The 25755-nt window shown below is 67.7% G+C and carries 27 protein-coding genes; 16 read left to right on the top strand and 11 right to left on the bottom strand.

All coding sequences use genetic code 11. The features are described from left to right. The first annotated feature begins 276 nt into the window (after positions 1 to 276). The 10 genes from KXV01_RS01020 to KXV01_RS00975 all read left to right on the top strand — a co-directional run bounded on the left by KXV01_RS01020 (position 277) and on the right by KXV01_RS00975 (position 10931). Positions 277 to 2484 carry a TonB-dependent siderophore receptor gene (locus KXV01_RS01020; protein WP_099495251.1) on the top strand — a complete coding sequence of 736 codons (2208 nt, stop codon included), beginning with the start codon at positions 277 to 279 and terminating at the stop codon, positions 2482 to 2484. Between the two features lie 157 nt (positions 2485 to 2641). Continuing rightward, the gene (gene mdcA / locus KXV01_RS01015; RefSeq protein ID WP_049414211.1) at positions 2642 to 4285 is read left to right on the top strand and encodes a malonate decarboxylase subunit alpha; all 1644 of its coding nucleotides are present in this window, start codon (positions 2642 to 2644) and stop codon (positions 4283 to 4285) included. Positions 4286 to 4295: 10 nt separating this feature from the next. Continuing rightward, positions 4296 to 4616, top strand: coding sequence for a malonate decarboxylase acyl carrier protein (mdcC, locus tag KXV01_RS01010; RefSeq protein ID WP_049438596.1), 321 nt, complete (start codon positions 4296 to 4298; stop codon positions 4614 to 4616). Beyond that, a complete protein-coding gene (locus tag KXV01_RS01005) occupies positions 4613 to 5521 on the top strand; it encodes a biotin-independent malonate decarboxylase subunit beta (RefSeq protein WP_111096430.1) in 909 nt (302 codons plus the stop codon). The genes mdcC and KXV01_RS01005 overlap by 4 nt, the downstream gene beginning before the upstream one ends. A gap of 2 nt (positions 5522 to 5523) precedes the next feature. Beyond that, complete coding sequence (gene mdcE, locus KXV01_RS01000) at positions 5524 to 6228, top strand: biotin-independent malonate decarboxylase subunit gamma (RefSeq protein WP_099486878.1); 705 nt, start codon at positions 5524 to 5526, stop codon at positions 6226 to 6228. Beyond that, positions 6221 to 6862: a malonate decarboxylase holo-[acyl-carrier-protein] synthase gene (gene mdcG / locus KXV01_RS00995; protein WP_111096431.1), complete on the top strand. Its 642-nt coding sequence runs from the start codon at positions 6221 to 6223 to the stop codon at positions 6860 to 6862. Before mdcE ends, mdcG begins: the two co-directional genes overlap by 8 nt. Beyond that, on the top strand, positions 6859 to 7716 hold the full coding sequence (gene mdcB / locus KXV01_RS00990) for a triphosphoribosyl-dephospho-CoA synthase MdcB (RefSeq protein WP_049438592.1): 858 nt from the start codon (positions 6859 to 6861) through the stop codon (positions 7714 to 7716). The genes mdcG and mdcB overlap by 4 nt, the downstream gene beginning before the upstream one ends. Further along, a complete protein-coding gene (gene mdcH / locus KXV01_RS00985; RefSeq protein ID WP_111096432.1) occupies positions 7713 to 8633 on the top strand; it encodes a malonate decarboxylase subunit epsilon in 921 nt (306 codons plus the stop codon). The genes mdcB and mdcH overlap by 4 nt, the downstream gene beginning before the upstream one ends. Positions 8634 to 8738: 105 nt before the next feature. After that, entirely contained in the window at positions 8739 to 10106 is a 1368-nt protein-coding gene (locus KXV01_RS00980) for an SLC13 family permease (protein ID WP_111096433.1), read from the top strand. 105 nt (positions 10107 to 10211) lie between these two features. After that, complete coding sequence (locus tag KXV01_RS00975) at positions 10212 to 10931, top strand: GntR family transcriptional regulator (RefSeq protein ID WP_049414197.1); 720 nt, start codon at positions 10212 to 10214, stop codon at positions 10929 to 10931. A 92-nt stretch (positions 10932 to 11023) separates the two neighbouring features. Here the strand turns inward: KXV01_RS00975 and KXV01_RS00970 are convergent, their stop codons facing one another. After that, on the bottom strand, positions 11024 to 11356 hold the full coding sequence (locus KXV01_RS00970; protein ID WP_100477718.1) for a hypothetical protein: 333 nt from the start codon (positions 11354 to 11356) through the stop codon (positions 11024 to 11026). A 152-nt stretch (positions 11357 to 11508) separates the two neighbouring features. Between KXV01_RS00970 and KXV01_RS00965 the strand changes: the two genes are divergently transcribed. Next, positions 11509 to 12456, top strand: coding sequence for a nucleoside hydrolase (locus KXV01_RS00965; protein ID WP_049414213.1), 948 nt, complete (start codon positions 11509 to 11511; stop codon positions 12454 to 12456). A gap of 4 nt (positions 12457 to 12460) precedes the next feature. Here the strand turns inward: KXV01_RS00965 and KXV01_RS00960 are convergent, their stop codons facing one another. From KXV01_RS00960 to KXV01_RS00940, 5 genes are all read right to left on the bottom strand, one after another. Continuing rightward, a complete protein-coding gene (locus KXV01_RS00960; protein WP_111096434.1) occupies positions 12461 to 13720 on the bottom strand; it encodes an MFS transporter in 1260 nt (419 codons plus the stop codon). Positions 13721 to 13904: 184 nt separating this feature from the next. Then, on the bottom strand, positions 13905 to 15218 hold the full coding sequence (locus KXV01_RS00955) for a HAMP domain-containing sensor histidine kinase (protein WP_111096435.1): 1314 nt from the start codon (positions 15216 to 15218) through the stop codon (positions 13905 to 13907). Next, the gene (locus KXV01_RS00950) at positions 15215 to 15955 is read right to left on the bottom strand and encodes a response regulator (RefSeq protein ID WP_005415664.1); all 741 of its coding nucleotides are present in this window, start codon (positions 15953 to 15955) and stop codon (positions 15215 to 15217) included. The genes KXV01_RS00955 and KXV01_RS00950 overlap by 4 nt, the downstream gene beginning before the upstream one ends. Positions 15956 to 16012: 57 nt before the next feature. After that, positions 16013 to 16558: a redoxin family protein gene (locus KXV01_RS00945; protein ID WP_049438585.1), complete on the bottom strand. Its 546-nt coding sequence runs from the start codon at positions 16556 to 16558 to the stop codon at positions 16013 to 16015. Between the two features lie 3 nt (positions 16559 to 16561). Then, positions 16562 to 17356, bottom strand: a complete 795-nt coding sequence (locus KXV01_RS00940) for an alpha/beta hydrolase (protein ID WP_049416535.1) — start codon at positions 17354 to 17356, stop codon at positions 16562 to 16564. Between the two features lie 338 nt (positions 17357 to 17694). Between KXV01_RS00940 and KXV01_RS00935 the strand changes: the two genes are divergently transcribed. The 5 genes from KXV01_RS00935 to KXV01_RS00915 all read left to right on the top strand — a co-directional run bounded on the left by KXV01_RS00935 (position 17695) and on the right by KXV01_RS00915 (position 21285). Next, on the top strand, positions 17695 to 18339 hold the full coding sequence (locus KXV01_RS00935; protein ID WP_049416534.1) for a DoxX family protein: 645 nt from the start codon (positions 17695 to 17697) through the stop codon (positions 18337 to 18339). 100 nt (positions 18340 to 18439) lie between these two features. Next, complete coding sequence (locus tag KXV01_RS00930; RefSeq protein ID WP_263467471.1) at positions 18440 to 18916, top strand: EF-hand domain-containing protein; 477 nt, start codon at positions 18440 to 18442, stop codon at positions 18914 to 18916. Positions 18917 to 18972: 56 nt separating this feature from the next. After that, positions 18973 to 19818 carry a DUF692 domain-containing protein gene (locus KXV01_RS00925; protein WP_099495241.1) on the top strand — a complete coding sequence of 282 codons (846 nt, stop codon included), beginning with the start codon at positions 18973 to 18975 and terminating at the stop codon, positions 19816 to 19818. Next, positions 19811 to 20545 (top strand): putative DNA-binding domain-containing protein, encoded by a 735-nt coding sequence (locus KXV01_RS00920; RefSeq protein ID WP_099495240.1) that lies wholly within the window; start codon positions 19811 to 19813, stop codon positions 20543 to 20545. The genes KXV01_RS00925 and KXV01_RS00920 overlap by 8 nt, the downstream gene beginning before the upstream one ends. Positions 20546 to 20628: 83 nt before the next feature. Continuing rightward, positions 20629 to 21285, top strand: coding sequence for a ferric reductase-like transmembrane domain-containing protein (locus tag KXV01_RS00915; protein ID WP_099495239.1), 657 nt, complete (start codon positions 20629 to 20631; stop codon positions 21283 to 21285). Between the two features lie 117 nt (positions 21286 to 21402). Here KXV01_RS00915 and KXV01_RS00910 read toward each other — a convergent pair whose 3' ends face one another. The 5 genes from KXV01_RS00910 to KXV01_RS00890 form a co-directional block, all read right to left on the bottom strand. Beyond that, entirely contained in the window at positions 21403 to 22539 is a 1137-nt protein-coding gene (locus tag KXV01_RS00910) for a metallophosphoesterase (protein ID WP_099486820.1), read from the bottom strand. Between the two features lie 120 nt (positions 22540 to 22659). Next, positions 22660 to 24201: a TerC family protein gene (locus KXV01_RS00905; RefSeq protein WP_099495238.1), complete on the bottom strand. Its 1542-nt coding sequence runs from the start codon at positions 24199 to 24201 to the stop codon at positions 22660 to 22662. Positions 24202 to 24244: 43 nt separating this feature from the next. Next, positions 24245 to 24469 (bottom strand): helix-turn-helix transcriptional regulator, encoded by a 225-nt coding sequence (locus tag KXV01_RS00900; RefSeq protein WP_049416521.1) that lies wholly within the window; start codon positions 24467 to 24469, stop codon positions 24245 to 24247. Next, complete coding sequence (locus KXV01_RS00895) at positions 24469 to 24936, bottom strand: DUF2975 domain-containing protein (RefSeq protein WP_099486882.1); 468 nt, start codon at positions 24934 to 24936, stop codon at positions 24469 to 24471. The genes KXV01_RS00900 and KXV01_RS00895 overlap by 1 nt, the downstream gene beginning before the upstream one ends. Positions 24937 to 25139: 203 nt before the next feature. Next, positions 25140 to 25721, bottom strand: a complete 582-nt coding sequence (locus KXV01_RS00890) for a hypothetical protein (RefSeq protein WP_099495237.1) — start codon at positions 25719 to 25721, stop codon at positions 25140 to 25142. Positions 25722 to 25755: the final 34 nt, after the last annotated feature.

The raw sequence follows: 25755 nt of genomic DNA, 5'->3' as shown, positions 1-25755 counted from the left end.
CCCGCACGTGAGGGCTCTGACCTGCGCCTGGGCACCGGGGTGGAGCCAGGGCCCATTGCCTCCGTCAACGGGATCCGACCCCGGCCCAGCCGCTGCCATGCGCCTGGAAGCCCTTCCTCAGTGACACGAATTGTAATGTTGTTAAGAATTATTTACATTTGCACCCCGCGCAGTGACCGCGCGCCTTAGCAGCCGGACCTGACCGTGCCCGAAGCCGCCGCCCGGGTGCCGGACGACTGTTGCCGCCCTTCCCCGCCTCCACGCTCCGAGCCGCCCATGTCCCCGAATTTCCCCAATCGCCAGCCCCGCCGCGCGCTGCTGCCGGCCGCCCTGCTTTCGTCGCTGACCGTGCTGGGCGCGCCCAGCGCGTTCGCCGCCGCCGAAGGCGCCGCCGACGCCAAGACCCTTGATCGGGTCAGCGTGCGTGCCGAGCAGTCCGCTCCGCCGGCCAGCACTACGCGCCTGCCGATCACCCTGCAGGAAACCCCGCAGTCCGCCACCGCCATCAGCCTGCAGCGCCTGCAGGACGAATCACTGTTCAGCATCAACGATGTGATGCGCAACGTGACCGGCGTCAGCGTGTCCTTCTATGACACGCAGCGTCCGCTGTACTACGCGCGTGGCTTCGCCATCACCGACTTCCAGGTCGACGGCATCCCCACCTACAGCGGGTCCACCAACCAGGAATACGACACCGCCTTCTACGACCGCATCGAAGTGATCCGCGGCGCCAACGGCCTGCTCAGTGGCGCTGGCGTGCCGTCGGCCACGGTCAACCTGCTGCGCAAGCGCCCCGGCAAGGAATTCGACGCGTCATTCGCGGTCAGCGCCGGCAGCTGGGACTTCCGCCGCATGGAAGCCGACGTGACCGCGCCGCTGACCGATGATGGCCGTTTCCGCAGCCGCGTGGTCGCCGCCTACACCGACCGCGGGCTGTACTACGACCGTTACGACGAGAACAAGATGGCCGGCATGGCGGTGCTTGAAGGCGATGTCACCGACAGCACCACGGTCACCGTCGGCTACCAGACCCAGGACAACAACCCGACCGGTTCGACCTGGGGCACCGTGCCGTTCTTCGACAACCAGGGCAATTTCGCCCATCTGCCGCGCTCGACCAACCTGTCGCCGAAGTGGAGCTACTGGAAGCGCGAGAGCAACACCGCCTTCGCCAACCTGGAACAGCGTTTCGGCGACAACTGGCTGTTGAAGATCAACACGGCCTACACCCGCGGCAACGTGCAGAACGTGCGCCTGTACGGCACCGGCAACCCGGACCCGGTGACCGGATCGGGCATCTACCTGCGTGCCGCCGCCGGTGATTCGAAAGACACCCGCCGCAATGTCGATGCTTACCTGACCGGCAGCTTCCCGCTGTTCGGCCGCGACCACGACCTCACGGTCGGCGCCCAGTGGTCGGATCTGGAAGGGACCACGAACACCGTGGCGCTGAACTTCCCCGGCGACTGGGCAACGTGTGTCAGCGCCACGGGTGCACGCGAGCGCTGCTACTACATCCCCAACGTGTACTCCTGGAACGGCGACATTTCCGAGGTGACCTACACCCGCACCGGCGCACGCCGTGTAGCGAAGACCACGCAGAGCGGCGTCTATCTGGCCACCCGCCTGCACCTGGCCGATCCGCTGTCGCTGATCGCCGGTGCACGCCTGAGCCGGTGGGAAACCCTCACCCGCTCCTACAACGCCGCCGGCGCCTATACCGGCACCAGCGGTGCGTACAAGGTGAGCGATGAAGTCACTCCGTACGTGGGCCTGGTCTACGAGATCACCCCGAACGTGTCGGCCTATGCCAGCTACACCGAGATCTTCAATCCACAGAACTACAAGGACCGCAACGAAAACCTGCTGGCGCCGGTGCAGGGCTCGAACCTGGAAGCGGGCATCAAGACGCAGTGGTTCGATGGCCGCCTGACCGCAAATGCCGCTGTGTTCGAGGCCAAGCAGGACAACTATGCTGTGCGTGACATGGGTGTGCCGGAGGGTTCGCTCAGCGACGGCACCTCGGCCTACATCGGCGTCAACGGTACCAAGGCGCGTGGCTGGGAGATGGACATCAACGGCGAGATCCTGCCGGGCTGGACGGTCAATGCCGGCTACACCCACGTCAAGGTCACCCGCGCCGCCACCGACCTGCTGTACGCCAACCCGCCCAAGGATCTGCTGCAGCTCAACACCCAGCTGCAGCTGCGCGGTGCGCTGGAACGCCTGAGCGTTGGCGGTGGCCTGCAGTGGCAAAGCAAGGTGCAGGGCTACAACATCGCCTACCCGCTGGGCGGCACAGTGACGGTGAACCAGCCGGCGTACATGCTGGTGCAATTCAATGCCAACTACCGCATCAGCGACAGCTGGACCGCAACGCTGAGCGTGCGCAACGCGCTGGACAAGACTTACTGGGCCAACCTGGACTACAACAACTACGGCGAGCCGCGCTTCGTGTCCGCCAGCCTGCGCTGGAAGTTCTGAGGCACCTGCGAACCGGTGGGTGCCGACCGTTGGTCGGCACACCCCACACCCTGAATGGGCCCGCCTCCGCGCGGGCCCTTCTTTTTTGCTGCACTGCAGGTTGTACCCACTTCGTAATTATGCCGTAATTATCCCAACACCCGTCGGAAGCCGGTCAATGAACCCGAGCTGGGATACGTTGGAACGCAGTCGCCAGGCCCGCCTGGAACGTGCCGCGCCGTGGGCCCGGGGACGCGAGGTCGCCACCAGCGACGTCGGCAAGTTGCTGCACGCAGTGCTGGAGCCAGGCGACAAGGTCTGCCTGGAGGGCAACAACCAGAAGCAGGCCGATTTCCTCGCCCAGGCGCTGGCCGACCTCGACCCCGCCCGCGTGCATGATCTGCACATGGTGCAGTCGGTCCTCTCACTGCCCTCGCACCTGGACGTGTTCGAGCGTGGCATCGCCTCGAAACTGGATTTCTCGTTCTCCGGCCCGCAATCGGTGCGACTGGCCAACCTGGTAGCCGAAGGGCGCATCCAGATCGGTGCCATCCACACCTACCTGGAATTGTTTGGCCGCTACTTCATCGACCTGACCCCGCGCGTGGCCCTGGTGGCCGCACAGGCCGCAGATCGGCACGGCAACCTCTATACCGGCCCGAACACCGAAGACACGCCGGTGATCGTCGAGGCCACCGCCTTCGGTGGCGGCATCGTCATCGCCCAGGTCAACGAGATCGTCGACAGCCTCCCCCGCGTCGATATTCCTGCGGACTGGGTCAACTTCGTGGTGCAGGCGCCGAAGCCGAACCATATCGAGCCGCTGTTCACCCGCGACCCGGCGCAGATCTCCGAGATCCAGGTGCTGATGGCGATGATGGCCATCAAGGGCATCTACGCCGAGTACGGCGTGAATCGTTTGAATCACGGCATCGGCTTCGATACCGCCGCCATCGAACTGCTGCTCCCCACCTACGCCGAATCGCTCGGGCTGAAGGGAAAGATCTGCCAGCACTGGGCGTTGAACCCCCACCCGGCACTGATTCCGGCGATCGAATCGGGCTTCGTCAGATCGGTGCATTCGTTCGGTTCGGAACTGGGCATGGAGAAGTACATCGCCGCGCGAGGCGATGTGTTCTTCACCGGCGCCGATGGCTCGATGCGTTCCAACCGCGCGTTCTCGCAGACCGCCGGCCTGTATGCCTGCGACATGTTCATCGGTTCCACACTGCAGATCGACCTTCAGGGCAACAGCTCCACCGCCACCCGCGACCGCATCGCAGGCTTCGGTGGCGCGCCGAACATGGGTTCCGATGCACGTGGCCGGCGCCATGCCAGCGACGCCTGGATCAAGGCCGGCCAACAGGCCGCGCGCCCGGGCGAGATGCCGCGCGGGCGCAAGCTGGTGGTGCAGATGGTGGAAACCTTCCGCGAGCACATGGCGCCGGCCTTCGTCGATCGCCTTGATGCCTGGGACCTGGCCGAACGCGCGAACATGCCGCTGCCGCCGGTAATGATCTACGGCGACGACGTCAGCCATGTGCTGACCGAGGAAGGCATTGCCAACCTACTGCTGTGCCGCACCCCTGAGGAGCGCGAACAGGCGATCCGTGGCGTGGCCGGCTATACCGCCGTGGGCCTGGGCCGCGACCGCGCGATGGTGGAAAACCTGCGCGACCGCGGCGTGATCCGCCGTCCCGATGACCTTGGCATCTCCGTGCGCGATGCCAGCCGTGACCTGCTGGCGGCGCGTTCGGTGAAGGACCTGGTGCGCTGGTCCGGCGGTCTGTACGACCCGCCCAAGCGCTTCCGCAACTGGTAAGGGGCTGAGCATGGAAACCCTCGACTATCGATTCGAAGGACACACTGCGGTGCAGTTCCCGCGCGAAGCGGTGCTGGTCGGCGTGCTGGCCTCGGGCAACCTGGAGATCCTGCTGGAACCCGCTGCGCTGGAAGGCGCGATGACGGTGCGCATCATCACCGCCGCGAAGGGCTTCGGCAGCGTGTGGCAAGCGGTGATCAACGACTTCGCACAGCGTCATCCGCTGCGCGATGTGCGCGTCTCGATCAACGACGCCGGTGCGACCCCGGCCGTGGTCAGCCTGCGCCTGGACCAGGCCGTGGAAACCCTGCTGGCCGGAGGCGCGCCATGAACCACGTACAGCGCCACAGCTACTACGAGGCCGATGCGCGCGAGCGCATCGCCGGGCTGGTCGACGCCGGCTCGTTCCACGAGTTCCTCGGCCCGGCGCGACGGATGATGAGTCCGCACCTGGCCCAGCTCGACCAGCCGGCCGCGTTCGACGATGGCATCGTCGTCGGCGAGGCCAGGCTGCAGGGCAAACACGTGCTGCTGGCCGCACAACAGGGTGAATTCATGGGCGGAGGCGTGGGCGAAGTACATGGCGCCAAGCTGACCGGGCTGCTGCGCCGTGCGGCGCACACCCGCCCTGACGGCGTGCTGCTCCTGCTCGATACCGGCGGTGTGCGGCTGCACGAAGCCAATGCTGGGCTCATCGCCATTTCCGAGATCATGCGCGCCACTCTGGACGCGCGTGCAGCGGGCGTGCCGGTGATCGCGCTGATCGGCAGCGGCAACGGCGCCTTCGGTGGCATGGGCATCGTTGCTCGTTGCTGCGGCATGGTGATCATGTCCGAGGAAGGCCGGCTGTCGCTGTCCGGGCCAGAGGTGATCGAAACCGTACGCGGCGTGGAAGAGTTCGATTCCCGCGACCGCGCACTGGTCTGGCGCGTAACGGGAGGCAAGCACCGCTACCTGATCGACCAGGCACAGGTGCTGGTGCCCGATGCCATCGACGCGTTCGCGCAAGCGGCATTCAATGCGCTGCAGCCGGATACCAGCAGTACCGATCCGGATACTGCACTGGCCGCGCTGCAGCAACGCCATCTGGCATTGAAGGCGCGCGTGCAGGCCTGGAGCGATTGCCGCGATGGCCTGGAAATCTGGGCGCGGCTGGGCATTTCCCACCCCGAACGCCTGCCACTGCTCGACACCGATGAATTCCTCATCGCCACCGCCGACCGGAGCCTGCCATGAGCATGCCGTTGCAGACACTGCTCGATGCCCTGTTTCCGCATGGGCATGCCGTTGCGGTGAACGATTCGGTGCTGACCGGCAGCGCCACCACCGACGACGGCGACGTGACCGTGATCGGCACCGCCGACAAGCTCGAGGTGGGCGTGGACCATGCACTGGCACTGGCCGAAACGGTGCTGGCCAGCACCGCCGCGCATCCGCAGCAACCGATCGTGATGCTGGTCGACACCGCCGGCCAGCGCCTGGCACGCCGCGACGAACTGCTCGGCATCAACGGCTGTTTCGCGCACCTGGCGCAGACGCTGGATCTCGCGCGTCGACGTGGCGCGCGACTGGTCACGCTGGTCTACGGTGAATCCGTCAGTGGCGGCTTCCTCTCGTTCGGGCTGATGGCCGACCACATCCACGCCCTGCCGGATGCGCAGGTGCGGGTGATGGACCTGCGCGCGATGGCCCGGGTGACCAAGCAGCCGCTGGATAGACTGCAGGCGCTGAGCCAGACCTCACCGGTGTTCGCACCGGGCGTGGAGAACTACGTGGCGATGGGTGCGGTGGAATCGCTGTGGGAGGGCGATCTTGCCCAGCACCTTCTGCAGGCCCTGCGCACGCCCGCCGATGGCGACCGCCGCGCCCTGCGCGGAGCCGAACGTGGCGGGCGCATGCTGGCCGCACGCGTGGCTGAAGCGGTGAGCCAGGGCGATGCCTGAGCGGCTGCCCCGCCATACGCTGGTCTGGCTGTCAGCGCACGCCGGCTGGCAGGCGGACATCGCCGCGCATGAGTCGCGCCTGGCCGACTGGTTTGCGCAGGGCCGCCCGGCCATCGTCGCGCGGCGTTCCGCCGACGATGCCGATCCACGCCTGCGTCTCGGCGTGCCGCTGCCGCCCGCCGAGGGCAAACTGCGCCTGGCCCTGCGCGTGCCAGCACGCGATGTGCTGCGCACCACGCCGCCGCCGGCACTTCAGACGGTGCTGAAAGGCGACATTCCACAGGACTGGCGGCGGCCCCTTGAAGTGCTGCAGAACATCGCTGAGGCGCGCGTATTCGGTGCCTTCGCGTGGCAGCACCTTACTGGCCTGCGCTATGTGCACGCGCGCTCGGACGTCGATCTGCTGTGGCCGATCGACACCACCGCGCAGGCCGATGCCCTGGCTGCACGGCTACAGGCATGGGAAGCCGAACACGACCGGCGGGTCGATGGCGAGCTGTGCCTGGGCCGCGACGCCGCCGTGAACTGGCGGGAGTACGCCGGACGCAGCCGCGAGGTACTGGTCAAGCGCCTCGATGGTGCCGCACTGGAACTCCGCGATGCGTTGTTCGCCTCCGCCGGGGTGAGCGCATGAACGCCGTCGTGCGATCGGCAGTCAGGCCGGCAGCTGCCGTGGACAGCGCGCGTCTGGGGCGCCTCGCCGTCGCCAGCCTGCATGCGGAGCTGGCGCTGGCACCCAAGCCCGGACTGGTCACACCATTCGACAGCGGCAGCCATCACGACATGGACGCCGGCACGTTCCTGCGCAGCCTGTTCGCACTGCGCCACTACTTCACCGCCGTGGCCCGCCTCGGTGCAGCCGGGACGGACTTCGACGCCTTGCGCCGGTGTGGCATCGCCGCCGAGATCGCGATGCTGCGCGCGACCGCCGGCGTCAATACCCATCGTGGCGCGGTCTTCAGTCTCGGCCTCCTGGTGGCGGCCGCCGCGGCCTGTCGCTCCCGCTTGGGCCATGCCGCCACGGGCGAGCAGGTCTGCCAGGAAGTGTGCCGCTGGTCTGCCGAGCTCGCCGACGCACCCCTGGATGCCAACAGCCCTGGCCAGCGCGCGCGTGCACGGCACGGCGTGCAGGGTGTGCGCGAACAAGCGGCCGCCGGCTATCCGCTGCTGCGCGAAGTGGGACTGCCTGCCCTGCGCCACGCAGTGGCCAACGGACTGCCGCGCGAGGCCGCGATGTGCCAGGCCCTGATGCAGCTGGTCGCATGCGTGGATGACCTCAACCTGCTGCACCGTGGCGGCGCCGACGGCTTGCGCTGGGCACAGCGACAGGCGCATGGTTTCCTCGACGGCGGCGGTGCGTTCGTGCCCGGCTGGCAGGCACGCCTGCACGGCATCGGTGAGCGCTTCGTCGCGCGCCGCCTGAGTCCCGGTGGCAGTGCCGACCTGTTGGCCTGTGCCTGGTTCCTGCTACAGCAGGAGGACGCATGAGCCTTGCCCTGCTCTGCTCCGGCCAAGGTGCGCAGCATGCGGCGATGTTCGACCGCGTGCGCGATCTTCCGGCCGCACGCCATACCCTTGATGTTGCCAGCACGGTACTCGGCCGCGATGTGTTTTCCGCCGCTGCGGCCGACGACCGTTTCGACAATGCGCAGGCGCAACCACTGCTGTGCGCGGCCACTCTGGCGCAGTGGCAGGGGCTGCGCGACAACGTGCCAACGCCGACGCTGGTCGCCGGCTACAGCATCGGCGAGTTGGCCGCGCATGCCATCGCCGGCAGCTTCGATGCGACCACCTGCCTTGCCCTGGCTGCGCAGCGCGCGCAGTTGATGGACGGCGCCAGCCCCGCCGATGCAGGCCTGCAGGCCGTGCTCGGCCTGGAACGCCATGTACTGCAGCCGCTGTGCGATCTGCACGGTGCGCACATGGCCATCGCCAACGGGCAGGACCATTTCATCGTGGGCGGCACGCACGCCTCGTTGCTGCGGCTGGCCGATGCAGCGCAGGCGCAGGGTGCGGACATCCGTCCGCTGCCGGTGCACGTGCCTGCACACACACCGTTGCTGGCGGCAGCGGTAGCACCGTTTGCTGCCGCACTCGATGCCTCGCCACTGCAGGCCCCACGCCTGCCGCTGCTGGCCGGCATCGATGCGCGACCGGTGCGGGATCGCGCAATGGCGGTCCACACGCTGTCGGCGCAGCTGGCGCAGACCATCGAATGGGCGCAGGTGATGCGCCAGGCCTTCGAGCGCGGCGCGCGGGCTTTCCTGCAGCTGGGCCCGGGCAACGCGCTGGCGCGCATGGTCGCACCGGCCTATCCGTGCTGCGAAGTGCGCGCGGTGGAAGAGTTCCAGAGCCTGGAAGGCGCCGCGGCGTGGGTCCGCAGTGCGCTGGAGCGGCTGCAGTAACGGGTTCGAGCAGTACGTATCACGCATCACGCAGTACGTCGCCTTACCCCGGGGATGGCGGGTCTCCATCCGCGCTGTACGTGAGTCACGTGTCTGGGAGGGCGCATGAGTCCACAAATCGCAACGATCATCGGTCTGGTGATCATGTTCATCGTCGCCACGGCGATGCCGATCAACATGGGCGCGGTCGCCTTCGCGTTGGCCTTCATCATCGGTGGGCTGTGGGTCGACATGGGCGGCAAGGAGGTCCTGGCAGGCTTTCCCGGCGATCTGTTCCTGACCCTGGTCGGCATCACCTACCTGTTCGCCATCGCGCAGAAGAACGGCACCATCGACCTGCTGGTGCACTGGGCTGTAAAAGCCGTGCGCGGCCATATCGTGGCCATCCCGTGGGTGATGTTCGTGATCACCGCGGTGCTGACCGCCTTCGGCGCGCTGGGCCCGGCGGCGGTCGCGATCATCGGCCCGGTCGCGCTGCGCTTTGCCAAGCAGTACAACATCAACCCACTGATGATGGGCCTGCTGGTCATCCATGGCGCACAGGCGGGCGGCTTCTCGCCGATCAGCGTGTACGGCAGCATCACCAATGGCGTAGTGCAGAAGGCCGGGCTGGAAGTGACCGAGATGGCGGTGTTCCTGACCAGCCTGGGCTTCAACTTCATGATGGCGACGATCTGCTTCTTCGCCTTCGGTGGCATCGCCCTGCTGCGTCGCGGCTCGATCACCGCGGCAGGAACGATCGGCAATGCCGAACCGGCGATGGCCGGTGGCCCGCAGGCGTCGTCGCGCCAATTCGCGATCGAAGGCCATGGCGCGCTGGTCGCAGCAGGTGGCGGCACGCTCAGCAATGATCCGGCGGCACTGGATGCGGTGGGCCTGACCCGCGAGCGCCTGTTCACCCTGATCGGCCTGCTCGGCCTGGGCGTGGCCGCGCTGATCTACAACCTCAACGTCGGTCTGGTCTCGATCACCGTGGCTGTCGCGCTGGCACTGCTGTCGCCACAAAGCCAGAAGGGTGCGGTCGATGGCATCAGCTGGTCCACCGTGCTGCTGATCTGTGGCGTGGTGACCTACATCGGCGTACTGGAACATGCCGGCGCGGTGGACTTCATCGGCAATGGTGTGTCCGACATCGGCATCCCGCTGCTGGGTGCACTGCTGGTCTGCTACGTGGGTGGCATCGTCTCTGCATTCGCCTCGTCGGCCGCAGTGCTGGGCGCCACGATTCCGCTGGCGGTACCGTTCCTGATGCAGGGTCACCTCAGCGCCGCCGGCGTGATCTGCGCGCTGGCGGTGTCGTCCACCATCGTCGATGTCAGCCCGTTCTCCACCAATGGCGCACTGGTGGTGGCCTCGGCAGCGAAGGAAGAGCGCGAAACCCTGTTCCGCCGCTTTCTGGTCTACAGCGGTCTTGTGGTGGCGCTTGGACCGCTGCTGGCCTGGCTGGTATTCGTGGTGCCCGGCTGGATGTAACCACCCAGCGGTAGTGCCGGCCGCTGGACGGCAATCTCATGAAGCCATCCAGCGATCACGGGTTGCCGGCCAGCGGCCGGCACTACCTGGCGGTACACTTCCTCCATGGCCATTGCCCCTGCCCCGCGATCACCGAAGAAGCGCGCGCCTCTGTATGAAGAGGTGGCCGACCACGTGCGCGAGCGCATCTACGACTACCGGCTGCCGCCGGGCGAGTGGATCGACGAGCCCGCGCTGTGCGAAGAACTGGGCATCAGCCGCACGCCGCTGCGCGAGGCGTTGAAGCTGCTGGCCGCCGAAGGCCTGGTACAGATCGACGCAGGTCGTGGCAGCCGGGTCACCCGGTTGACGCTGGAAGACCTCAACCAGCTGTTCCCGGTAATGGCCATGTTGGAAGGCCGTTGCGCACACGAGGCGGTCAGGCACATCGATGATGCCGGCGTGCAGCAGCTGGAAGACCTGCATGCGGCGATGGAAACCGCGGCGGCCGAGGGCAACATTGCCGAGTACTACCGCAACAACTACCTGATCCACGAAACCGTGCAGCATTACGCGGGCAATCCGTGGCTGATCCGCATCACCCACGACCTGCACCGCATCCTGAAGATGCATCGCGGCCGCCAGCTGCTGACTCCAGGCCGCACCGCGCAGTCGCTGGCCGAACACCGCGAGTTGATGGAGTGCTTCCGCCGCCGCGACGCGCAGGCTGCCGAACGCACCATGGAACGCCATCTGCTCAGCCAGGGCCAGGCCCTGGCCGCCTATGTGGCAGCGGGCGGGCTGTTGAACGTGCCGGCGCCCTTGCCGACCGAAGGCGGCGGTTGAGCGGATGAGGGTGTCGGCCAGCGGCCGGCACTACCCAGCCGAGGTCACGCCCTGGTAGTGCCGACCGCCGGCCGGCATCCTGGAACATCTCGTCAATCGCCACCACCGCAGCTGCCACCGTCACCGCTGCCACCGTCGCTGCTGCAGTCGGAGCTGCTGTGGCTGTGATGGCTGTAGCTGTCGCCGGAATGGCCGCCCGGATGGTCGTAGCCACCGCCGAAACTGTTGTCGCCCCGGATCCCGGAGCCATCGGCCGTGGCCACCGCCATGCACAGGATGGCGCCGACCAGCGGCAGCAGCCAGACCAGCAGCAACTGCACCGTCCGGCCACCCGCCGACAGCCCATCACGCCTGACGATCACCACGGTGGCCACCACGTTCAGGCCCAGCACCAGCAGGACCAGCAGAAGGGCAACGATCAGCATTCGGCGACTCCATGCCTGGACTGGGGGCATTATGGCCTGCCACCCCGGCAATGGCCCTGCCTGTCATGAAGATGGGACAATGTGGGGGCGCGCCGGCCTGCCCCGTGGCCGCCGGCGCCCCCCGCACCACACGGAAGAAGAAGAACAACAACATGCTGAAAGTCATTTTCGATACCGACCCGGGCGTCGACGACGCCCTGGCCCTGCTGTACCTGCACAAGCACGCCCAGATCGACCTGATCGGTGTCACCACCACCTTCGGCAATGCCTCGGTGGAGTCGACCACGCACAATGCGCTGTACCTGAAGCAGGCCTGGGGCTTTGCCGCCCCGGTCGCGCGCGGCGCCGGTGGCCCGCTGCAGCCGGAAGCCACCCCCGAAGCCTGGCCGGTCCACATCCATGGCCACAACGGCCTGGGCAACCACCCGGTGCCGGCCGAACTGGACGTGGCCGCCGACACGCGCCCCGCCCACCAGCTGATCATCGACCTGGTCCGCGCCCATCCGGGCGAAGTGACCCTGGTCGCGGTCGGCCGCATGACCAACCTGGCTCTTGCCCTGCAGCAGGCCCCGGACATCGCCGGCCTGGTGCGCGGCGTGGTGATCATGGGCGGCGCCTTCCACGTCAACGGCAACATCACCCCGGCCGCCGAGGCCAATATCTGGGGCGATGCCGAAGCGGCCGACGTGGTGTTCACCGCCAGCTGGCCGGTCACCGCGATCGGCCTGGACGTGACCACCCGCGTGGAAATGGACCGTGACGGCCTGGATAAGCTGGCCGCCATCGGCGGTGCCGACGCCGAGCTGGTCCGTGCGCTGTCGCAGGATTACGTGGACTTCTACCTGCAGGCCGGCCACAAGGGCATGGTCGTGCACGACTGCTGCGCGTGCATCGCGCTGACCCGCCCTGAGCTGTTCCAGTTCGAGCGCGCCAGCGTGCGCGTGGCCACCGACGGCGTTGCCCGCGGCATGACCATTCCCAAGCCGGAAGGCCTGGCCTTCGGCCCGAGCGTGTGGGACGGCCACGTGGTGCAGTCGATTGCCATCGGCGTGGATGCGGCTGCGGTACTGGCCGACATCGAGCAGACCCTGAAGGTCTGACCGGCTAGCGCCTGGCCCTGCCCGGGACCGTCTCGGGCAGGGTCCACAGCACCGGCAGCACCAGCACCGCCACCAGCGCGATCATCGCGCCCGGCGCCGCCGCCCAGCCGCTGCGTTCCACCCACCATTGCGCCAGCCACGGCGTCGCACCGCCGAACACCGCCGTGGCCATGGTTACCCCCAGTGCGAGCCCGCTGACCCGGCCTTCGCCGGGGAACTGCTCTGCCGTGGCCGGCGCCGCCACCGCGCTTACACCGCCGGCCACGCAAGCCAGCAGCACCGCAGCCAGCACGATGCCCAGCGCCGTCGCCTGTGCCATCCACGCAAACAGGGACAGCGGCAACAGCGCTGCCAGCACGGTCAGGCCCAACAACACCGGCCGTCGTCCAACGCGGTCCGACAATGCGCCACACAGGGGCGTGATCGCGATCACTGCCACCGCCGCGATCGTCGACAGCCACAGTGCGTCACCCTCATTGTGGCCCTGCGCGTGCAGGAATGCAGGCACATAGGTGATGCCCACGTAGTAGGTGATCGATCCCAGCGCCGAGATCGCGAAGGTGCGTGCCACCGCCAACGGATGCCGCTGCAGCACATGCCGCAGCGGTGTGGCGGGAATGCTGCCTTCGCGGCGCTGGCGCTCGAACTCCGGCGACTCGTGCATGCCCGAACGCGCAATCAGGATCACCAGCGCAAGCGCAGCGCCGACGAGGAACGGAATCCGCCAGCCCCAGCTGTCCAGCTCCGCGGTGGGCAGCAGCGCGACGGTAAGTGCAGAGATCGCCACCGCCAGCAGTGCGCCCACCTCACTGGCGGCCGAGGCCAGCGAGGTCACCAGGCCGCGTCGCCGCGCCGGTGCGCTTTCCAGCAGGTACGCCACCACACCGGTGTATTCACCGCCCACCGAGAACGCCATCACGCAGCGCAGTACCAGCAGCAGTACGCCCGCCGTGGTGCCTGCCGAGGCCGCAGTCGGCAGCAGCGCAGTGGCCAGCATCGCCGCTGCCATCAACGCCATCGACGCCAGCAGCATCCAGCGCCGGCCCAGGCGGTCGCCCAGGTGGCCGAAGCACAGCGCGCCCAGCGGACGCATCAGGTAGGACACCGCGAAACCGGCCAAGGTGACCAGCAACGCCTGCTCGCCACCGCCGAAGAACACCCGCGACAGCACCGTGGCGAAGTACAGGTACAGGGTGAAGTCGTACCACTCCACCACCGTGGACAGGCCCGCCACCCACATCGAGCGCTGCCGCGCCGCGGTCATTGCGTATTCGCCTTCAACAGCCTCTATCCCGGTTGGGCAGGTTCCGCGCAGCGTGGCATGGACCGGGTGAAATGCCGGTCATCGGCTGTCGGCTGCCTGCATGCACTGGGTTTCAAGACCGGCGAAGCGCTCACCGCCAAGGCCGAAGCAGAAGCATCCTTGCTGGAACACAAGGCCGGGCAACTCAGCCCGGCAGCTGCAGTTCCGCCCGCAGCCCGCCACCCTCGCGGTTGTGCAACCTCAGCGAACCACCCAGCGACTGCGCCAGCTGCACCGCGATGGCCAATCCCAGGCCGGTGCCCCCGGTATCACGATTGCGCGAGCTTTCCAGCCGGTGGAACGGCGCCAGCACTGCCTGCAGCTGGTTCTCGGGAATGCCGGGGCCACGGTCGGAAATGCTGATCCACACCCTTCCGGCCTTATCGCGGCCCGCCTCGATCTCGGCGGCGCCGGCGTAGCGCAATGCGTTGTCGACAAGATTGCCGACCACGCGGCGCAGCGGCTGCGGCCAGGTCTGCACGACCAGTCCAGCGGGCGCACCGCCAGTGACCGGCTTGCCCATGTCCTCGTAGTCGCCGACCACACTGGCGAGGAACGCGCCCAGGTCCATCGACACCGGCGCGCCAGCGGCAACGTGGCTGCTGCGCGCATAGGCCACGCCCTCACGCACCAGGTGCCCAAGGTGATCGAGGTCGGCCAGCAGGCGCTGCTGGGTGCTGTCTTCGGGCAGGGTCTCCACCCGCAGCTTCATGCGCGTGATGGGGGTCTGCAGGTCATGGGAGATCGCGGCCAGGATCTGCAGGCGTTCACTGACATGGCCACGAATGCGTGCCTGCAGTGCATTGAGTGCGGCCGCCGCGCCGCCCACTTCGGCGGGGCCATCTTCAGGCAGTGCGGGCCCGTCCTTGCCCGGCTGCAGATGCTCCACCGCATGCGACAGCTGTTGCAGCGGGCGCAGGGCCAGACGCACCGCCAGCCACGCGCACACCAGCAGCAGCGCCAGCTGCACCAGCAGCACGGCGGGCAGCCAACGTGCCAGCGGCAGGCCCGACGGAGTGACTTCAATGGTCAAGGGTGTGCCGTCGTGCAGGCGCAGTTCTACCTCGAACCGCTCCGGCAGGCGAGCCACCTGGCGCGCCTGCAACGGATAGCGGTGCTGCAGGCTGTCGTCGATGATCGCCGTGACCTGGCGTGCACGATCGGTCTGCAGCCCTGGTCCGGCCGCGGCCGGGCGCAGCAGATAACGGTAGGTGCGCCGCTCCAGCCGCGGCACCCAGGCCTCACGCTGCTCCGCAGGCAGGTGTTCCAGCAGCGCGACACTCACCGCCACATCCTCGTCGAGGTTGCGCAGCATCATGCTGCGGGTGGACTGGTAGCGTTCGAAAAAGAGCAGGCCGAAGGACAGTGCGTGGGCCAGGGCCAGTCCGCCCAGCAGCACCAGCAGCAGACGCGCCGACAGCGTGCGCGGCCAGCGTGGACGGCGTGCGGCGGTGTTCATTCGTCCGGCCCCAGCAACTGCACCGGTACGCTGAACACATACCCTTCGCTGCGCACGGTCTTGATGTAGGTCGGCTCGCGCGCGTCGTCACCCAGGCGCTGGCGCACGCGGCTCACCAGCAGGTCGATAGAGCGATCGAACAGTTCGGCATCGCGGCCCTGGGTGAGGCTGAGCAGCTGGTCGCGGCTGAGCACCCGATTGGCGTGGTCGAGGAACACGCGCAACAGGCGGAACTCGGCGCCGCTGAGCGGATATGCGGTGTCCTGTGCGTCCAGCAGGTGGCGGGCGGTGGTATCCAGGCGCCACTCGCCGAAGGCCAACTGGCGGCCAGCTTCGCTTACCTGCAGATTCGGCGGCAGCATCTGCGTGCGACGGATCACCGCATTGATGCGTGCCAGCAGCTCGCGCGAAGAAAAGGGCTTGGTCACGTAGTCGTCGGCGCCCATTTCCAGGCCGATGATGCGGTCGGTCTCGTCGTCGCGCGCGGTCAGCAGCACCACCGGTACCGCCCGATGCTTGCCGGCGCGCAGGTTGCGGCACAGGCTCAGGCCGTCCTCGCCCGGCATCATCACGTCCAGCACCACCAGATCCACGGCATGGGTATCCATCAGCGCGCGCATCGCGCGGCCACCGTCGGCCTGGCTCACGCGCAGGCCGTTGCGCTGCAGGTAGTCGGCCAGCATCTGGCGGATCTCGCTGTCATCGTCGACGACCAGGATGTGCGGTACATGGTTCATTGCGTTCTCGATGAAGACGGAGCTCAGGGCCGCGCGGCGCGGCCATGGTAGCGCGGCTCAGGGGCTGGCCAGCAGGCGCTGGATCTCGCTTTCGGTACGTGCGTAGTCGCCCTCGCCGTAATGGCGGTAGACCACCCGCCCCTGCCGGTCCAGCAGGTACAGTGCGGGCCAGAAGCGGTTGCCCCAGGCGTTCCAGATCCGGTACTGGTTGTCCTGCACCACCGGCCAGGTGATGTCCAACCGTGCGATGGCCTTGCGCACGTTGCCGGGCAGCCCTTCATGGGCGAACTCCGGCGTATGCACGCCGATCACCCTCAGGCCCTGCGGCGCGTAGCGTGCATGCCACTGGTGGACATACGGCGCCACGTTGAGGCAGTTGCTGCAGGTATAGGTCCAGAACTCGACCAGCACGACCTGCCCCCGCAACTGCTTCAGTGTGAGCGGCGAGCTGTTGTGCCAGGGCCCGCCACCGTCGAACCCGGCGGCGGGAAGGGCCTGTGCCGACTGCGCACCGGCCTCCGGGCTGGACCAGGCCAGCAACAACGCTGCTCCGCCCAGCAGGCCCAGCAGCAACGGCAGTGCGTACCCTCGCAGGGCGGCCATCGTTCAGCCCCCCTGCTCGGCCAGCGGCAGTTCCGCCGGCTTCACCCCCGCCGCTTCCAGGATGCTGTCGGCCACCTGCGCCGGATGCGAAAGCAGCGACACATGGCTGCTGCCGATCGATTGCAGCTGTGCACCGATGCGACGTGCGGTCGCGGCCTGCAGCTGTGGCGACAGCATGCGGTCATCACGACTGAGCACGTACCAGCTCGGCTTGCTGCGCCACGCCGCAACGTTCACCACCTCGCCCAGCGCGCTGGCCTTCAACGGGACCTGCGTGCTGTACAGCAGTGCGGCCGACTTTTTCATCACGTCCGGCGCGAAGTCCTGGGCGATGGCATCGGCCGGCAACGTCAGGTAGCCATCCCTCTCCTGCAGCCGGGCCAGGCCCGGCCCGACCGGGAAGCCTTCGCCCTGTTGCGCTGAAGACTGCCCTGCATCCGGTGCGAAGGCCGCCACGTACACCAGCGCCTGCACCTTCGGGTCATTGCCCGCTTCAGTGATGACCGTGCCACCCCAGCTGTGGCCGACCAGCACCACCTTGCCGGGCGCGGCGGCAATCGCGCGGCGGGTGGCGGCCACATCGTCGGCCAACGAGGTGAGCGGGTTCTGCACCGCCACCGCCGGCACCTTCCAGTCTTGCAGCGTGGTGATGACCTTGCTCCAGCTGGAGCCATCGGCAAACGCGCCGTGCACCAGGATGACGGTGGGCGGTGCAGCGATATCGGCCTGGGCAGCGAAGGCGGGGGCGGCAGCGCTGGCCAGGGCGAGAGCGGCGGCAAGCAAGGAGATACGGATCATGGGTGGCACTCCGGTGTTGGGAGTGGCCATTTCCGCCTGCCGGTGTATCGGCGCTGTTTCTCCGTAGCGCGGAGTTGTACCGGACTGTAGGGCGCAGGCGGGTTTCTACAGTGGGATACATTCGCGCGCCGGGCCAGGCCGGCCGCTACCGGCTGGATATCGTTCCCCGCGCGCGCGCAACGCCCCGATGTGCATCCACGCATCGTCTTTGTATCCGACTGTACGAAACCCCGGTCGCGGCCACAGTCGCTGACAAAACCCCGGGCAACGGCACACGTTGCCGATACCTGCACCGCCTGGAATGGCCTCCATCGACCACTGGCCCGCAGGACACCACCATGATCAGCACCGCCTCTTCCGTGTATACCCCCCGCCTGGACGCCGTCGGCCGCTGGCTCTCGCCACTGGCGCTGCGCACGCTGCTGGCCTGGGAGTTCTTTGAGTCCGGCCGCGAGAAGCTGGGCGGCCAGAACTGGTTCGCCGACCTGGAAGGCCGCTTCCCGTTCCCGTTCTCCACCCTGCCCGCATCGTTGAACTGGCAGCTGGCCACCTGGCTGGAACTGGTGGGTGCGGTGATGCTGCTGCTCGGCCTGGCCACGCGCTCGGTGGCCTACGTCTTCTGGGTGTTGACGGTGGTCGCCATCGCCGCCGTGCACTGGCCCGACCAGTGGAACGGCCTGGGTGAACTCTGGCAGGGCTATGCGATCACCGACCAGGGCTACGGCAACTTCAAGCTGCCGCTGCTGTTCCTGGCCATGCTGCTGCCATTGATCCTCAACGGCGGTGGCGCGCTCAGCGTGGACCGGCTGCTGGCCGGCCCACAGCATGCCCCCGTCGGCAGTGACGGCCTGGGCTGGGGCGTCAGCCTGATCGCCCTGTTGCTGCCGGTTGCCGCGCTGTTGCCCGGCATCGGCTTCGGCGGCGCCCTGCTTGGTGGCGTGCTGCTGCTGGGCTACGTGCTGCGCCGTCGTCGCACCGCCTGACCTGCTTCGCCCCATCCCGCGCTTCTTCCTTTCGTTTCCGTCGCCTTCAGGCGGCGTCCATCCCGCACGCCTGGCGTGCCATTCCCAAGGAGTCACCACCATGTCCGCCTCGACCAAGAACACCCCCTCCTCCCGCCTGCCGCGCATGGGTGCCATCGGCATCGCCCTGGCCGGTGGCCTGCTGCTGGCCGGCCAGGCCGCAGCGATCCAACCGCTGGCGATCAGCGCCGTAGCCATGAGCGCCGCCGCCGAAGGCAAGTGCGGCGAAGGCAAGTGCGGGGCCAACAAGGCCACCGCCGGCAAGCCCGCCGGCAAGGCCAAGGTGGCCGAAGGCCAGTGTGGTGAAGGCAAGTGCGGCGACGCCTCGTTTGCCCGCACCGACCGTGACCACGACGGCAAGGTCTCGCGTGCCGAGTTCAACGCCGTGGCCGCCAAGCGTGCTGCCGAGTTCGACCGCATCGACACCGACCACGACGGTTACATCAGCGAGCAGGAAGCGCACGACTACCTGCGCAGCGTCTACACCGCCAACGGCAAGCCGATGCCGAAGGGCCTGTTCTCCCGCGTTACCGATTGATCGACGTCCAACCGGCGCCGCCTTCAAGGCGGCGCCCTTTCTCTGGAGCATCCGCCATGTCCCTGCCCCTGCCCTTCAATGCCGCCGGCCTTGGCCTGCGCCGTGGCCTGATCGACGAACTGCTGGCAATGCCGGCCGGTGCCATCGACTTCCTCGAAGTCTCCCCTGACAACTGGATCGGCGTCGGCGGTGCACACGGCGCCGCACTGCGCCAGCTCAGCGAGCGCCATCCCCTGACCTGCCACGGCCTGTCGCTGTCGCTGGGAGGTCCTGATCCGCTGGACCGCACCCTGCTGGCACAGACCCGTGCCTTCCTCGACCTGCACCAGGTGCAGCTGTACAGCGAACACCTGAGCTACTGCGCTGCCGGCGGCCATGTCTACGACCTGCTGCCGCTGCCGTTCACCACCGAGGCTGTACACCATGTCGCCGGTCGCATCGCCCGGGCACAGGACATGCTGGGCCGACGCATCGCCGTGGAGAACATCTCCTACTACGCCGTTGCCGGCGCGGACATGAGCGAGATCGACTTCATCAACGCCGTGCTCGCCGAAGCCGACTGCGACCTGCTTCTGGACGTCAACAACGTTTTCGTCAACGCCTGCAACAACGGTTACGACGCCTTCGAATTCCTGGCCCGCGTGCCGTCCCACCGTGTCGCCTCGCTGCATGTGGCCGGCCATTTCGATGAAGACGATGGCTTCAAGATCGATACCCACGGTGCCCCGGTGAAAGGCGTGGTCTGGGCGCTGTTGCGCGAGGCCTATGCGCGGGTCGGCGTGCGCCCCACGCTGCTCGAACGCGACTTCAACTTCCCGCCGCTGGCGGAGTTGCTGACCGAGGTTGCGCAGATCCGCCAAGCGCAGGTCGAGGCACGTTCACCCGAGGTGGCCCATGGCTGAGTCGCTGGCTACGCTGCAACGGCGCTGGGCCGATCATGTGCGCGACCCAGCAATGGCCGCACCCGACGGCGTCGAGGCGGCCAGGCTGGCGGTTTACCGCCGCCTGTGCATCGACAGCCTGGACACTCTGCTGGCCGGCAGCCTGCCGCGCCTGCAACAGCAGTTGGGCACGCCACGCTGGCGTGACACAGTGGAGCACTACTACGCCCGCCACGCCTGCCAGACCCCGTTGTTCCCACAGATCGCCGGCGAGTTCGCGGCCTGGCTGGCAGTGCAGGACACGCTGGCACTCCCGGCCTGGGCAGCGGAACTGGCGCACTACGAGAGCACGCAGCAGTCGCTGCACATTGAAGCGCGTGACGCCGGGCGGTCGCTGCACCGCGTTCCCGGGGGCAGCGATGTGCTGGCGGTTTCGCCGCTGGTGCGGGTGCTGGGCTACCAGTGGCCGGTGCACGAGGACGAGGCCCTGGAGCCGGTGCTGAGCGCAGCTCCCACGCTGCTGGTGATCCGGCGCCGCGCCGATTTCAGCCTGCAGGTCGAGCAACCGTCACCGCTGGCCTACGCGCTGCTATCGGTCTTCGGTGACGACGGCGCGCCGGTGGATGAGGCACTGCTGGTGCTGTCCGAAACACATGGCATGGCAACGGACGCATTGCGCGTGGCCTGCGTGCCCGTTCTGGGCGAGCTGTGCGCGGCGGGCGTGCTGGTTGCATTGCCTGCTTTCTGAGGTTGCCGGCCAGCGGCCGGCACTACCCGTTCCTTGACCGGCCAGCGGCCGGTGCTACCCATCCCCTACTTCGAGGTCTGATCATGGCCGTTTCCAATCCCCCTCTGCTGCACGGCTGGCGCCTGTTCGTGGCCATCGCCGTGGTCCTGATCGCATTCGCGCTGGCGGCCTTCGCCCTGTATCCCGATGCAGCCGAAGGCAGCCGTGCGGCGATCCGGGTCACTGCACGCACATCGTTCCTGCTGTTCCTGGCGGCGTTCACCGCATCGTCGTTCGCCAGCCTTCTGCCCGGCCCGTTCACCCGGTTCCTGCTGCGCGAACGGCGCACCGTCGGTTTGTCCTTCGCGTTCTCGCACCTGCTGCATGCCATCGCCATCATCAGTTTCGGCATCCTCAACCCGGCGTTCTGGCCAGCACGATCCGCGCTGGCCAACCTTCCGGGCACGGTGGGCTACATCGCCATCCTGGCGCTGGCCATCACCTCGCATCGGGGGATCGCCCGGCGCATGGGCCCCACCGCCTGGCGTCGCCTGCACCTGACCGGCATGTGGATCATCGCGGCGGTGTTCACCTACTCGTACTTCAAGCGCGTGCCGGGCAACTTCTGGTATGCGGTGCCGTCGGCACTGCTGTTCACCGCCTTCGTGGTGCGCTGGATCGCCAAGCGGGCGCAGGCGCTGCGCCGAAGTGCGCATGCGCGGCCACCGCTGCGGAGTTCTCAAGGAGGCGGTTACTTGTAGAGCCGAGCCCATGCTCGGCTGCCTCTGGTTCAGCCGAGCATGGGCTCGGCTCTACAGAGGGATCCCAGCACGATAGGCAGCCAATTCTCGGCGGAAAGGGATCTGCCCCACTTCAGGTCACGGCGCGCGGCGCAATGTTACCAGGGTGATCTCCGAAGGCACGCCGATGCGTGCCGGGAAACCGGCCCAGAGGCCCGCACCATTGCTCACGTACAGCGTCATCCCATCCACGTCGTAGCGGCCGGACACGAAGCCACCATTGGCCCGCTTCACCAGTTGGTCCATGCCGATGATCTGCCCGCCGTGGGTATGGCCGGACAGCTGCAGTTTGACGCCGCGCGCCGCTGCCGCACGTGCATTGCGCGGGCGGTGATCGAGCAGGATCACGGGCGCAGCGGGATCGGCGCCGGCCAAGGCGGCGTCCAGATCCGGCAGCGGCAGGCCGTAGCGTGCGGCCACCGGATCGGTGACCCCGGCAATGGTCAGCGCCGCGTCGCCACGGCGTACCTGCATGTGGCTGTTCTCCAGCACCTGCATGTGCAGCGCGCGGAACGCCTGCATCCACGCTTGGTACTGCGCGTAGTACTCGTGGTTGCCGGTGATGGCGACGACGCCGTCCGGCGCCCGCAGGTCCGCGAGTGGACGCGCGTCGTCACGGCGGGCCTCGACACTGCCGTCGATCAGGTCGCCGGTGATCACGATCAGGTCCGGCGTCAGTGCGTTGCTCTCATCCACCACCTTGCGCACCCAGTCGCCGGTCAGCAGGCGACTGGCATGGATGTCGGTCAGCTGCAGCACGCGATAGCCGTCGAACGCAGCGGGCAGCCCGGCGATGCTCACCTCGATCTGCCGGGGCTTGGGCACCGCCATGCCCTGGCTGACGCCATACCCACTGACCAGCAGGGCCAGCACGCCGGCCGCCGGCCGCAAGCGCCGCGTGCGCAATGCGGCTACCGCACGTGGCCAGCGCAGCAGGCGGGACGCGAGCAGGCCCACATCCATCGCCAGCATCAGCAACGCCAACAGCAACACCGCCGTGGAGCCGGTGGCCAGCGTGGCGATGGCCAGTTTCGGAATTTCCGGCGACGCCATGGTGCCCCAGAAGGCGGCGACGATACGCAGCTGCACGGCTACGCCCACCAGCAGCAGCGACAGCACGACCTTCAGCCAAGTGGGCATGCGCTGTGGCCAGAACAGGCGCCAGGCCACATACAGGCCCATCAACAAACCGATCGTACTCAGCACTGCAACCATCCTGGAAAGAAAGCGGGCCGCCATGGTGACCGCTGCGGGCGGTGTTGTGTAGCGCCGAGCCCATGCTTGGCATTTCAACCTGCAGCCGAGCATGGGCTCGGCGCTACAACAACAGGTGCGTCAAGCCATTCCGTCGAGGCGCTGCACCCGCAGGCGGGCGATACGGCGTTTTTCCATCGCCAGCACGGTGATCCGGAAACCGGCCACTTCCACGCTGTCGCCCACGTCGGGCAGGCGCCCCAGCTGGTCCAGCACCAGGCCGGAAATGGTCATGTAATCGGCGCTGCGCGGCAGATCCACGCCAGTCATCCGCTGCAGGTCATCGAGAGTCAGCGCGCCATCGGCCTCCCATTCGTCCTCGCCCTGCGCCACCGCGCCGTAGCGTTCGTCCTGGGTGTCGGCCAGGTCGCCGGCAATGGCCGCCAGCAGGTCATTGGCGGTCACCAGGCCTTCCACGCTGCCGTACTCGTCCACGGCCACCGCCAGCGGCACCGGATGCTGGCGGATCAGCTCCAGCGCCTGCAGCGCACTGGCACTGGACAGTACGTACTGCGGCGCGCGCAGGTTGCCTTCCAGCTGTAGTGGCTTGCCCTGCAGCAGGTCGGCCAGCAGGTCGCGGCTCTGCACCACGCCACGCAGGCTGTCCAGGTCACCCTCACCCACCAGCAGGCGGGTATGCGGCGATGCCACCAGGCGCGCCACCACATCCTCGTGGCCACGGGCCAGGTCGATCCACTGCACGTCGGCGCGCACGGTCATCACGCTGGACACCGGGCGATCGGCCAGGCCCAGCACGCTGCGGATCATCTCGTGCTCGGCCGGCTGCAGCCGCTCCTCGTCTGCATGTTCTTCCTCGCCGTGGCCATCGACGTGGCCGTTGGCCGGGCGTGCCCCCAGCATGCGCAGAACGGCGTCGGCGGTGCGCTGGCGGAACGGCTGGCGGCGCTCGTTGCGCTCACGGTTGAAACGCACCCACTGGTTGAAGGCTTCCACCAGGATCGAGAACGCGATGGCCGCGTACAGATAGCCCTTCGGGATCTTGTAGCCCAGGCCTTCGGCCACCAGGCTGAAGCCGATCATCAGCAGGAAGCCCAGGCACAGCACCACCACTGTCGGGTGCTTGTTGACGAAGCGGGTGAGCGGCTTGCTGGCCAGCAGCATCAGCGCCATGGCGATGGTCACCGCGGCGTACATCACGCCCAGGTTGTCGACCATGCCGACGGCGGTGATCACCGAATCCAGCGAGAACACCGCGTCGAGCACCACGATCTGCGCCACGACCATGGCGAAACTGGCGTAGACCTTCTTGCCATCGTCGTGGTGCTCGCGGCCTTCCAGCCGTTCGTGCAGCTCCATGGTGCCCTTGAACAGCAGGAACAGGCCACCGCCCAGCAGGATCAGGTCACGCCCGGAAAAGCTGTGCTCGAACAGCGTAAGCAGCGGCTCGGTCAGTTTCATGATCCAGGCCAGCGCCGCCAGCAGCACCAGCCGCATCAGCAGCGCCAGTGCCAGGCCGATCACCCGCGCGCGGTCGCGCTGGTGTGGGGGAAGCTTGTCGGCCAGGATCGCGATGAACACCAGGTTGTCGATGCCGAGCACGATCTCAAGCACGACCAGGGTTGCAAGGCCCATCCATATCGAGGGGTCAGCCAACCATTCCATTTCAGGTCCGTTTCGTCAGTAGGTAAGGGAGAAGAACAAACACTCAGTCTGCGTCCTGCGCGCGCGACGGGTCGTGCCCGAGCAGGTCGCCAGGCGTGCACTGCAGCTCGCGGCAGATCGCATCGAGCGTGGAAAAGCGGATGGCGCGCGCCTTGCCGGTCTTCAGGATCGACAGGTTGGCCAGGGTGATGTCGATGCGCCCGGCCAGCTCGGACAGGGTCATGCCCCGTTCCTGCAGCACGCGGTCCAGGGTGATGATGATTGCCATCAGATGACACCGTCGAGGTCATCGCGCATCGCCGCCCCCACGGCGAAGACGCGTGCCAGCACGAACAGCATCAGCACCGCCACCAGCCCGGTGATCGACATGCCGCCGCCCACCTCCATCCAGGTGAAGTCGGGGCCCATCCAGGCCGCGTAGGCGCCGATCAGGATAGACAGCAGCTCCATCGCCAGCATCAGCCACGCCATCCGTTGCAGGCGCTGCGCATTGGCGTGGGTGAACGGCCTTTCGCGCGCCGCCGATTTCAGCAACCGCAGCAGATGGCGCAGGAACAGCAGGCACAGCACCAGCAGCGCGACGATCGCAGCCAGCCCCAGGCAGAAGTGCAGGAACAGAGCGTTGCCGTGTGCAGCAGCGGCAGCGGCATCGTGGACGTTGTCGAGCAGCCAGCGGCGGTCGTGGGCGACCAGCGGCACCGCCAGCAGTGCGGCCAGGATGCCCAGCCAGCACATCGCCCGGACGGCCTGGACGGCGGCCTGGGCCAGGGTGAACAAGCCTCGCGCGGGCCTGGCGCGGGCGGGACGAGCGGTCAAGCGGCCTCCGGCATTGGGGCGGCCTCGCCGCCCCGGGTGGGTTTATCGATAAACGATATATCACAACCTGCGTGAAAGGCTGAATCGCAGGCAGGGGCGGTCTGCGCGGCGCGGGGCCAGCGTTACCGGCTGGGTGCAGCCTGCTCCAGCATCGCTTCGCCCGGCGTCACCGAGGCCATCGCCTGCACGCCGGCCTCGGCTGCCTGCCGCGTGACCAGCCGGAAACGCACCTGCAGCTTGGCCTGCCCCGGCGTGGCCCAGCCGTACTGGATCGCCACCTGGTCCGCCGACAGCGGCCCACGGCCTGGCAGCGAGCGCGCCTGCAACGGCTTCGGCGCCGCCTGCACCAACCGGGCAAAGCCCTTCTGCACGACCGCCGCGTCGGCCTTTTCGGCGTAGACCGTGCACGTGCCATCGTCAGCCCAGCTGACCGCATAGCGGCCGCTGGCCAGCGGCACCATCCAGGCCACGCCCGACTGCCCCTGCAGCAACGTTGCCGCCTCGGCAGGCTGCAGCGGTGACAGCCCGTTTGATTCCATCAACGACTGCAACCGCGCCGGCGCGCCGATGTGCTGCATGCAGGCGGTATCGAACAACTCACTGAAAGGGTCCTGCGCCTGTGCGCTGGCCTTGGGTGCACGCGCAGGCTGCGCCGCCGCCAGGGCAGGCAGCAGGGCCAGGATCAGCCAGGAGGCAGGGCGCATTGGAACTCCACGGTACGGAACGCAGCGGGGAGGA

The organism is Stenotrophomonas sp. Ps181 (assembly GCF_025697425.1).
Classification (GTDB): Bacteria; Pseudomonadota; Gammaproteobacteria; order Xanthomonadales; family Xanthomonadaceae; genus Stenotrophomonas; species Stenotrophomonas sepilia.
Note: the sequence above shows the minus strand (reverse complement) of the source record. Positions and strands in the feature narration are given on the sequence as shown.

What these genes read in the sequence shown, in the direction of transcription:
- KXV01_RS00910 (WP_099486820.1), bottom strand. Translation starts at nt 22,539, where the DNA reads ATGGTTGCAGTGCTGAGTACGATCGGTTTGTTGATGGGCCTGTATGTG.
- KXV01_RS00915 (WP_099495239.1), top strand. Translation starts at nt 20,629, where the DNA reads ATGGCCGTTTCCAATCCCCCTCTGCTGCACGGCTGGCGCCTGTTCGTG.
- KXV01_RS00970 (WP_100477718.1), bottom strand. Translation starts at nt 11,356, where the DNA reads ATGCTGATCGTTGCCCTTCTGCTGGTCCTGCTGGTGCTGGGCCTGAAC.
- KXV01_RS00950 (WP_005415664.1), bottom strand. Translation starts at nt 15,955, where the DNA reads ATGAACCATGTACCGCACATCCTGGTCGTCGACGATGACAGCGAGATC.
- KXV01_RS00905 (WP_099495238.1), bottom strand. Translation starts at nt 24,201, where the DNA reads ATGGAATGGTTGGCTGACCCCTCGATATGGATGGGCCTTGCAACCCTG.
- KXV01_RS00955 (WP_111096435.1), bottom strand. Translation starts at nt 15,218, where the DNA reads ATGAACACCGCCGCACGCCGTCCACGCTGGCCGCGCACGCTGTCGGCG.
- KXV01_RS00920 (WP_099495240.1), top strand. Translation starts at nt 19,811, where the DNA reads ATGGCTGAGTCGCTGGCTACGCTGCAACGGCGCTGGGCCGATCATGTG.
- KXV01_RS00960 (WP_111096434.1), bottom strand. Translation starts at nt 13,720, where the DNA reads ATGACCGCGGCGCGGCAGCGCTCGATGTGGGTGGCGGGCCTGTCCACG.
- KXV01_RS00980 (WP_111096433.1), top strand. Translation starts at nt 8,739, where the DNA reads ATGAGTCCACAAATCGCAACGATCATCGGTCTGGTGATCATGTTCATC.
- mdcC (WP_049438596.1), top strand. Translation starts at nt 4,296, where the DNA reads ATGGAAACCCTCGACTATCGATTCGAAGGACACACTGCGGTGCAGTTC.
- KXV01_RS00975 (WP_049414197.1), top strand. Translation starts at nt 10,212, where the DNA reads ATGGCCATTGCCCCTGCCCCGCGATCACCGAAGAAGCGCGCGCCTCTG.
- KXV01_RS00900 (WP_049416521.1), bottom strand. Translation starts at nt 24,469, where the DNA reads ATGGCAATCATCATCACCCTGGACCGCGTGCTGCAGGAACGGGGCATG.
- KXV01_RS01020 (WP_099495251.1), top strand. Translation starts at nt 277, where the DNA reads ATGTCCCCGAATTTCCCCAATCGCCAGCCCCGCCGCGCGCTGCTGCCG.
- mdcG (WP_111096431.1), top strand. Translation starts at nt 6,221, where the DNA reads ATGCCTGAGCGGCTGCCCCGCCATACGCTGGTCTGGCTGTCAGCGCAC.
- mdcE (WP_099486878.1), top strand. Translation starts at nt 5,524, where the DNA reads ATGCCGTTGCAGACACTGCTCGATGCCCTGTTTCCGCATGGGCATGCC.
- KXV01_RS00890 (WP_099495237.1), bottom strand. Translation starts at nt 25,721, where the DNA reads ATGCGCCCTGCCTCCTGGCTGATCCTGGCCCTGCTGCCTGCCCTGGCG.
- KXV01_RS01005 (WP_111096430.1), top strand. Translation starts at nt 4,613, where the DNA reads ATGAACCACGTACAGCGCCACAGCTACTACGAGGCCGATGCGCGCGAG.
- KXV01_RS00930 (WP_263467471.1), top strand. Translation starts at nt 18,440, where the DNA reads ATGTCCGCCTCGACCAAGAACACCCCCTCCTCCCGCCTGCCGCGCATG.
- KXV01_RS00940 (WP_049416535.1), bottom strand. Translation starts at nt 17,356, where the DNA reads ATGATCCGTATCTCCTTGCTTGCCGCCGCTCTCGCCCTGGCCAGCGCT.
- mdcH (WP_111096432.1), top strand. Translation starts at nt 7,713, where the DNA reads ATGAGCCTTGCCCTGCTCTGCTCCGGCCAAGGTGCGCAGCATGCGGCG.
- mdcB (WP_049438592.1), top strand. Translation starts at nt 6,859, where the DNA reads ATGAACGCCGTCGTGCGATCGGCAGTCAGGCCGGCAGCTGCCGTGGAC.
- KXV01_RS00925 (WP_099495241.1), top strand. Translation starts at nt 18,973, where the DNA reads ATGTCCCTGCCCCTGCCCTTCAATGCCGCCGGCCTTGGCCTGCGCCGT.
- KXV01_RS00935 (WP_049416534.1), top strand. Translation starts at nt 17,695, where the DNA reads ATGATCAGCACCGCCTCTTCCGTGTATACCCCCCGCCTGGACGCCGTC.
- KXV01_RS00965 (WP_049414213.1), top strand. Translation starts at nt 11,509, where the DNA reads ATGCTGAAAGTCATTTTCGATACCGACCCGGGCGTCGACGACGCCCTG.
- KXV01_RS00895 (WP_099486882.1), bottom strand. Translation starts at nt 24,936, where the DNA reads ATGTGCTGGCTGGGCATCCTGGCCGCACTGCTGGCGGTGCCGCTGGTC.
- mdcA (WP_049414211.1), top strand. Translation starts at nt 2,642, where the DNA reads ATGAACCCGAGCTGGGATACGTTGGAACGCAGTCGCCAGGCCCGCCTG.
- KXV01_RS00945 (WP_049438585.1), bottom strand. Translation starts at nt 16,558, where the DNA reads ATGGCCGCCCTGCGAGGGTACGCACTGCCGTTGCTGCTGGGCCTGCTG.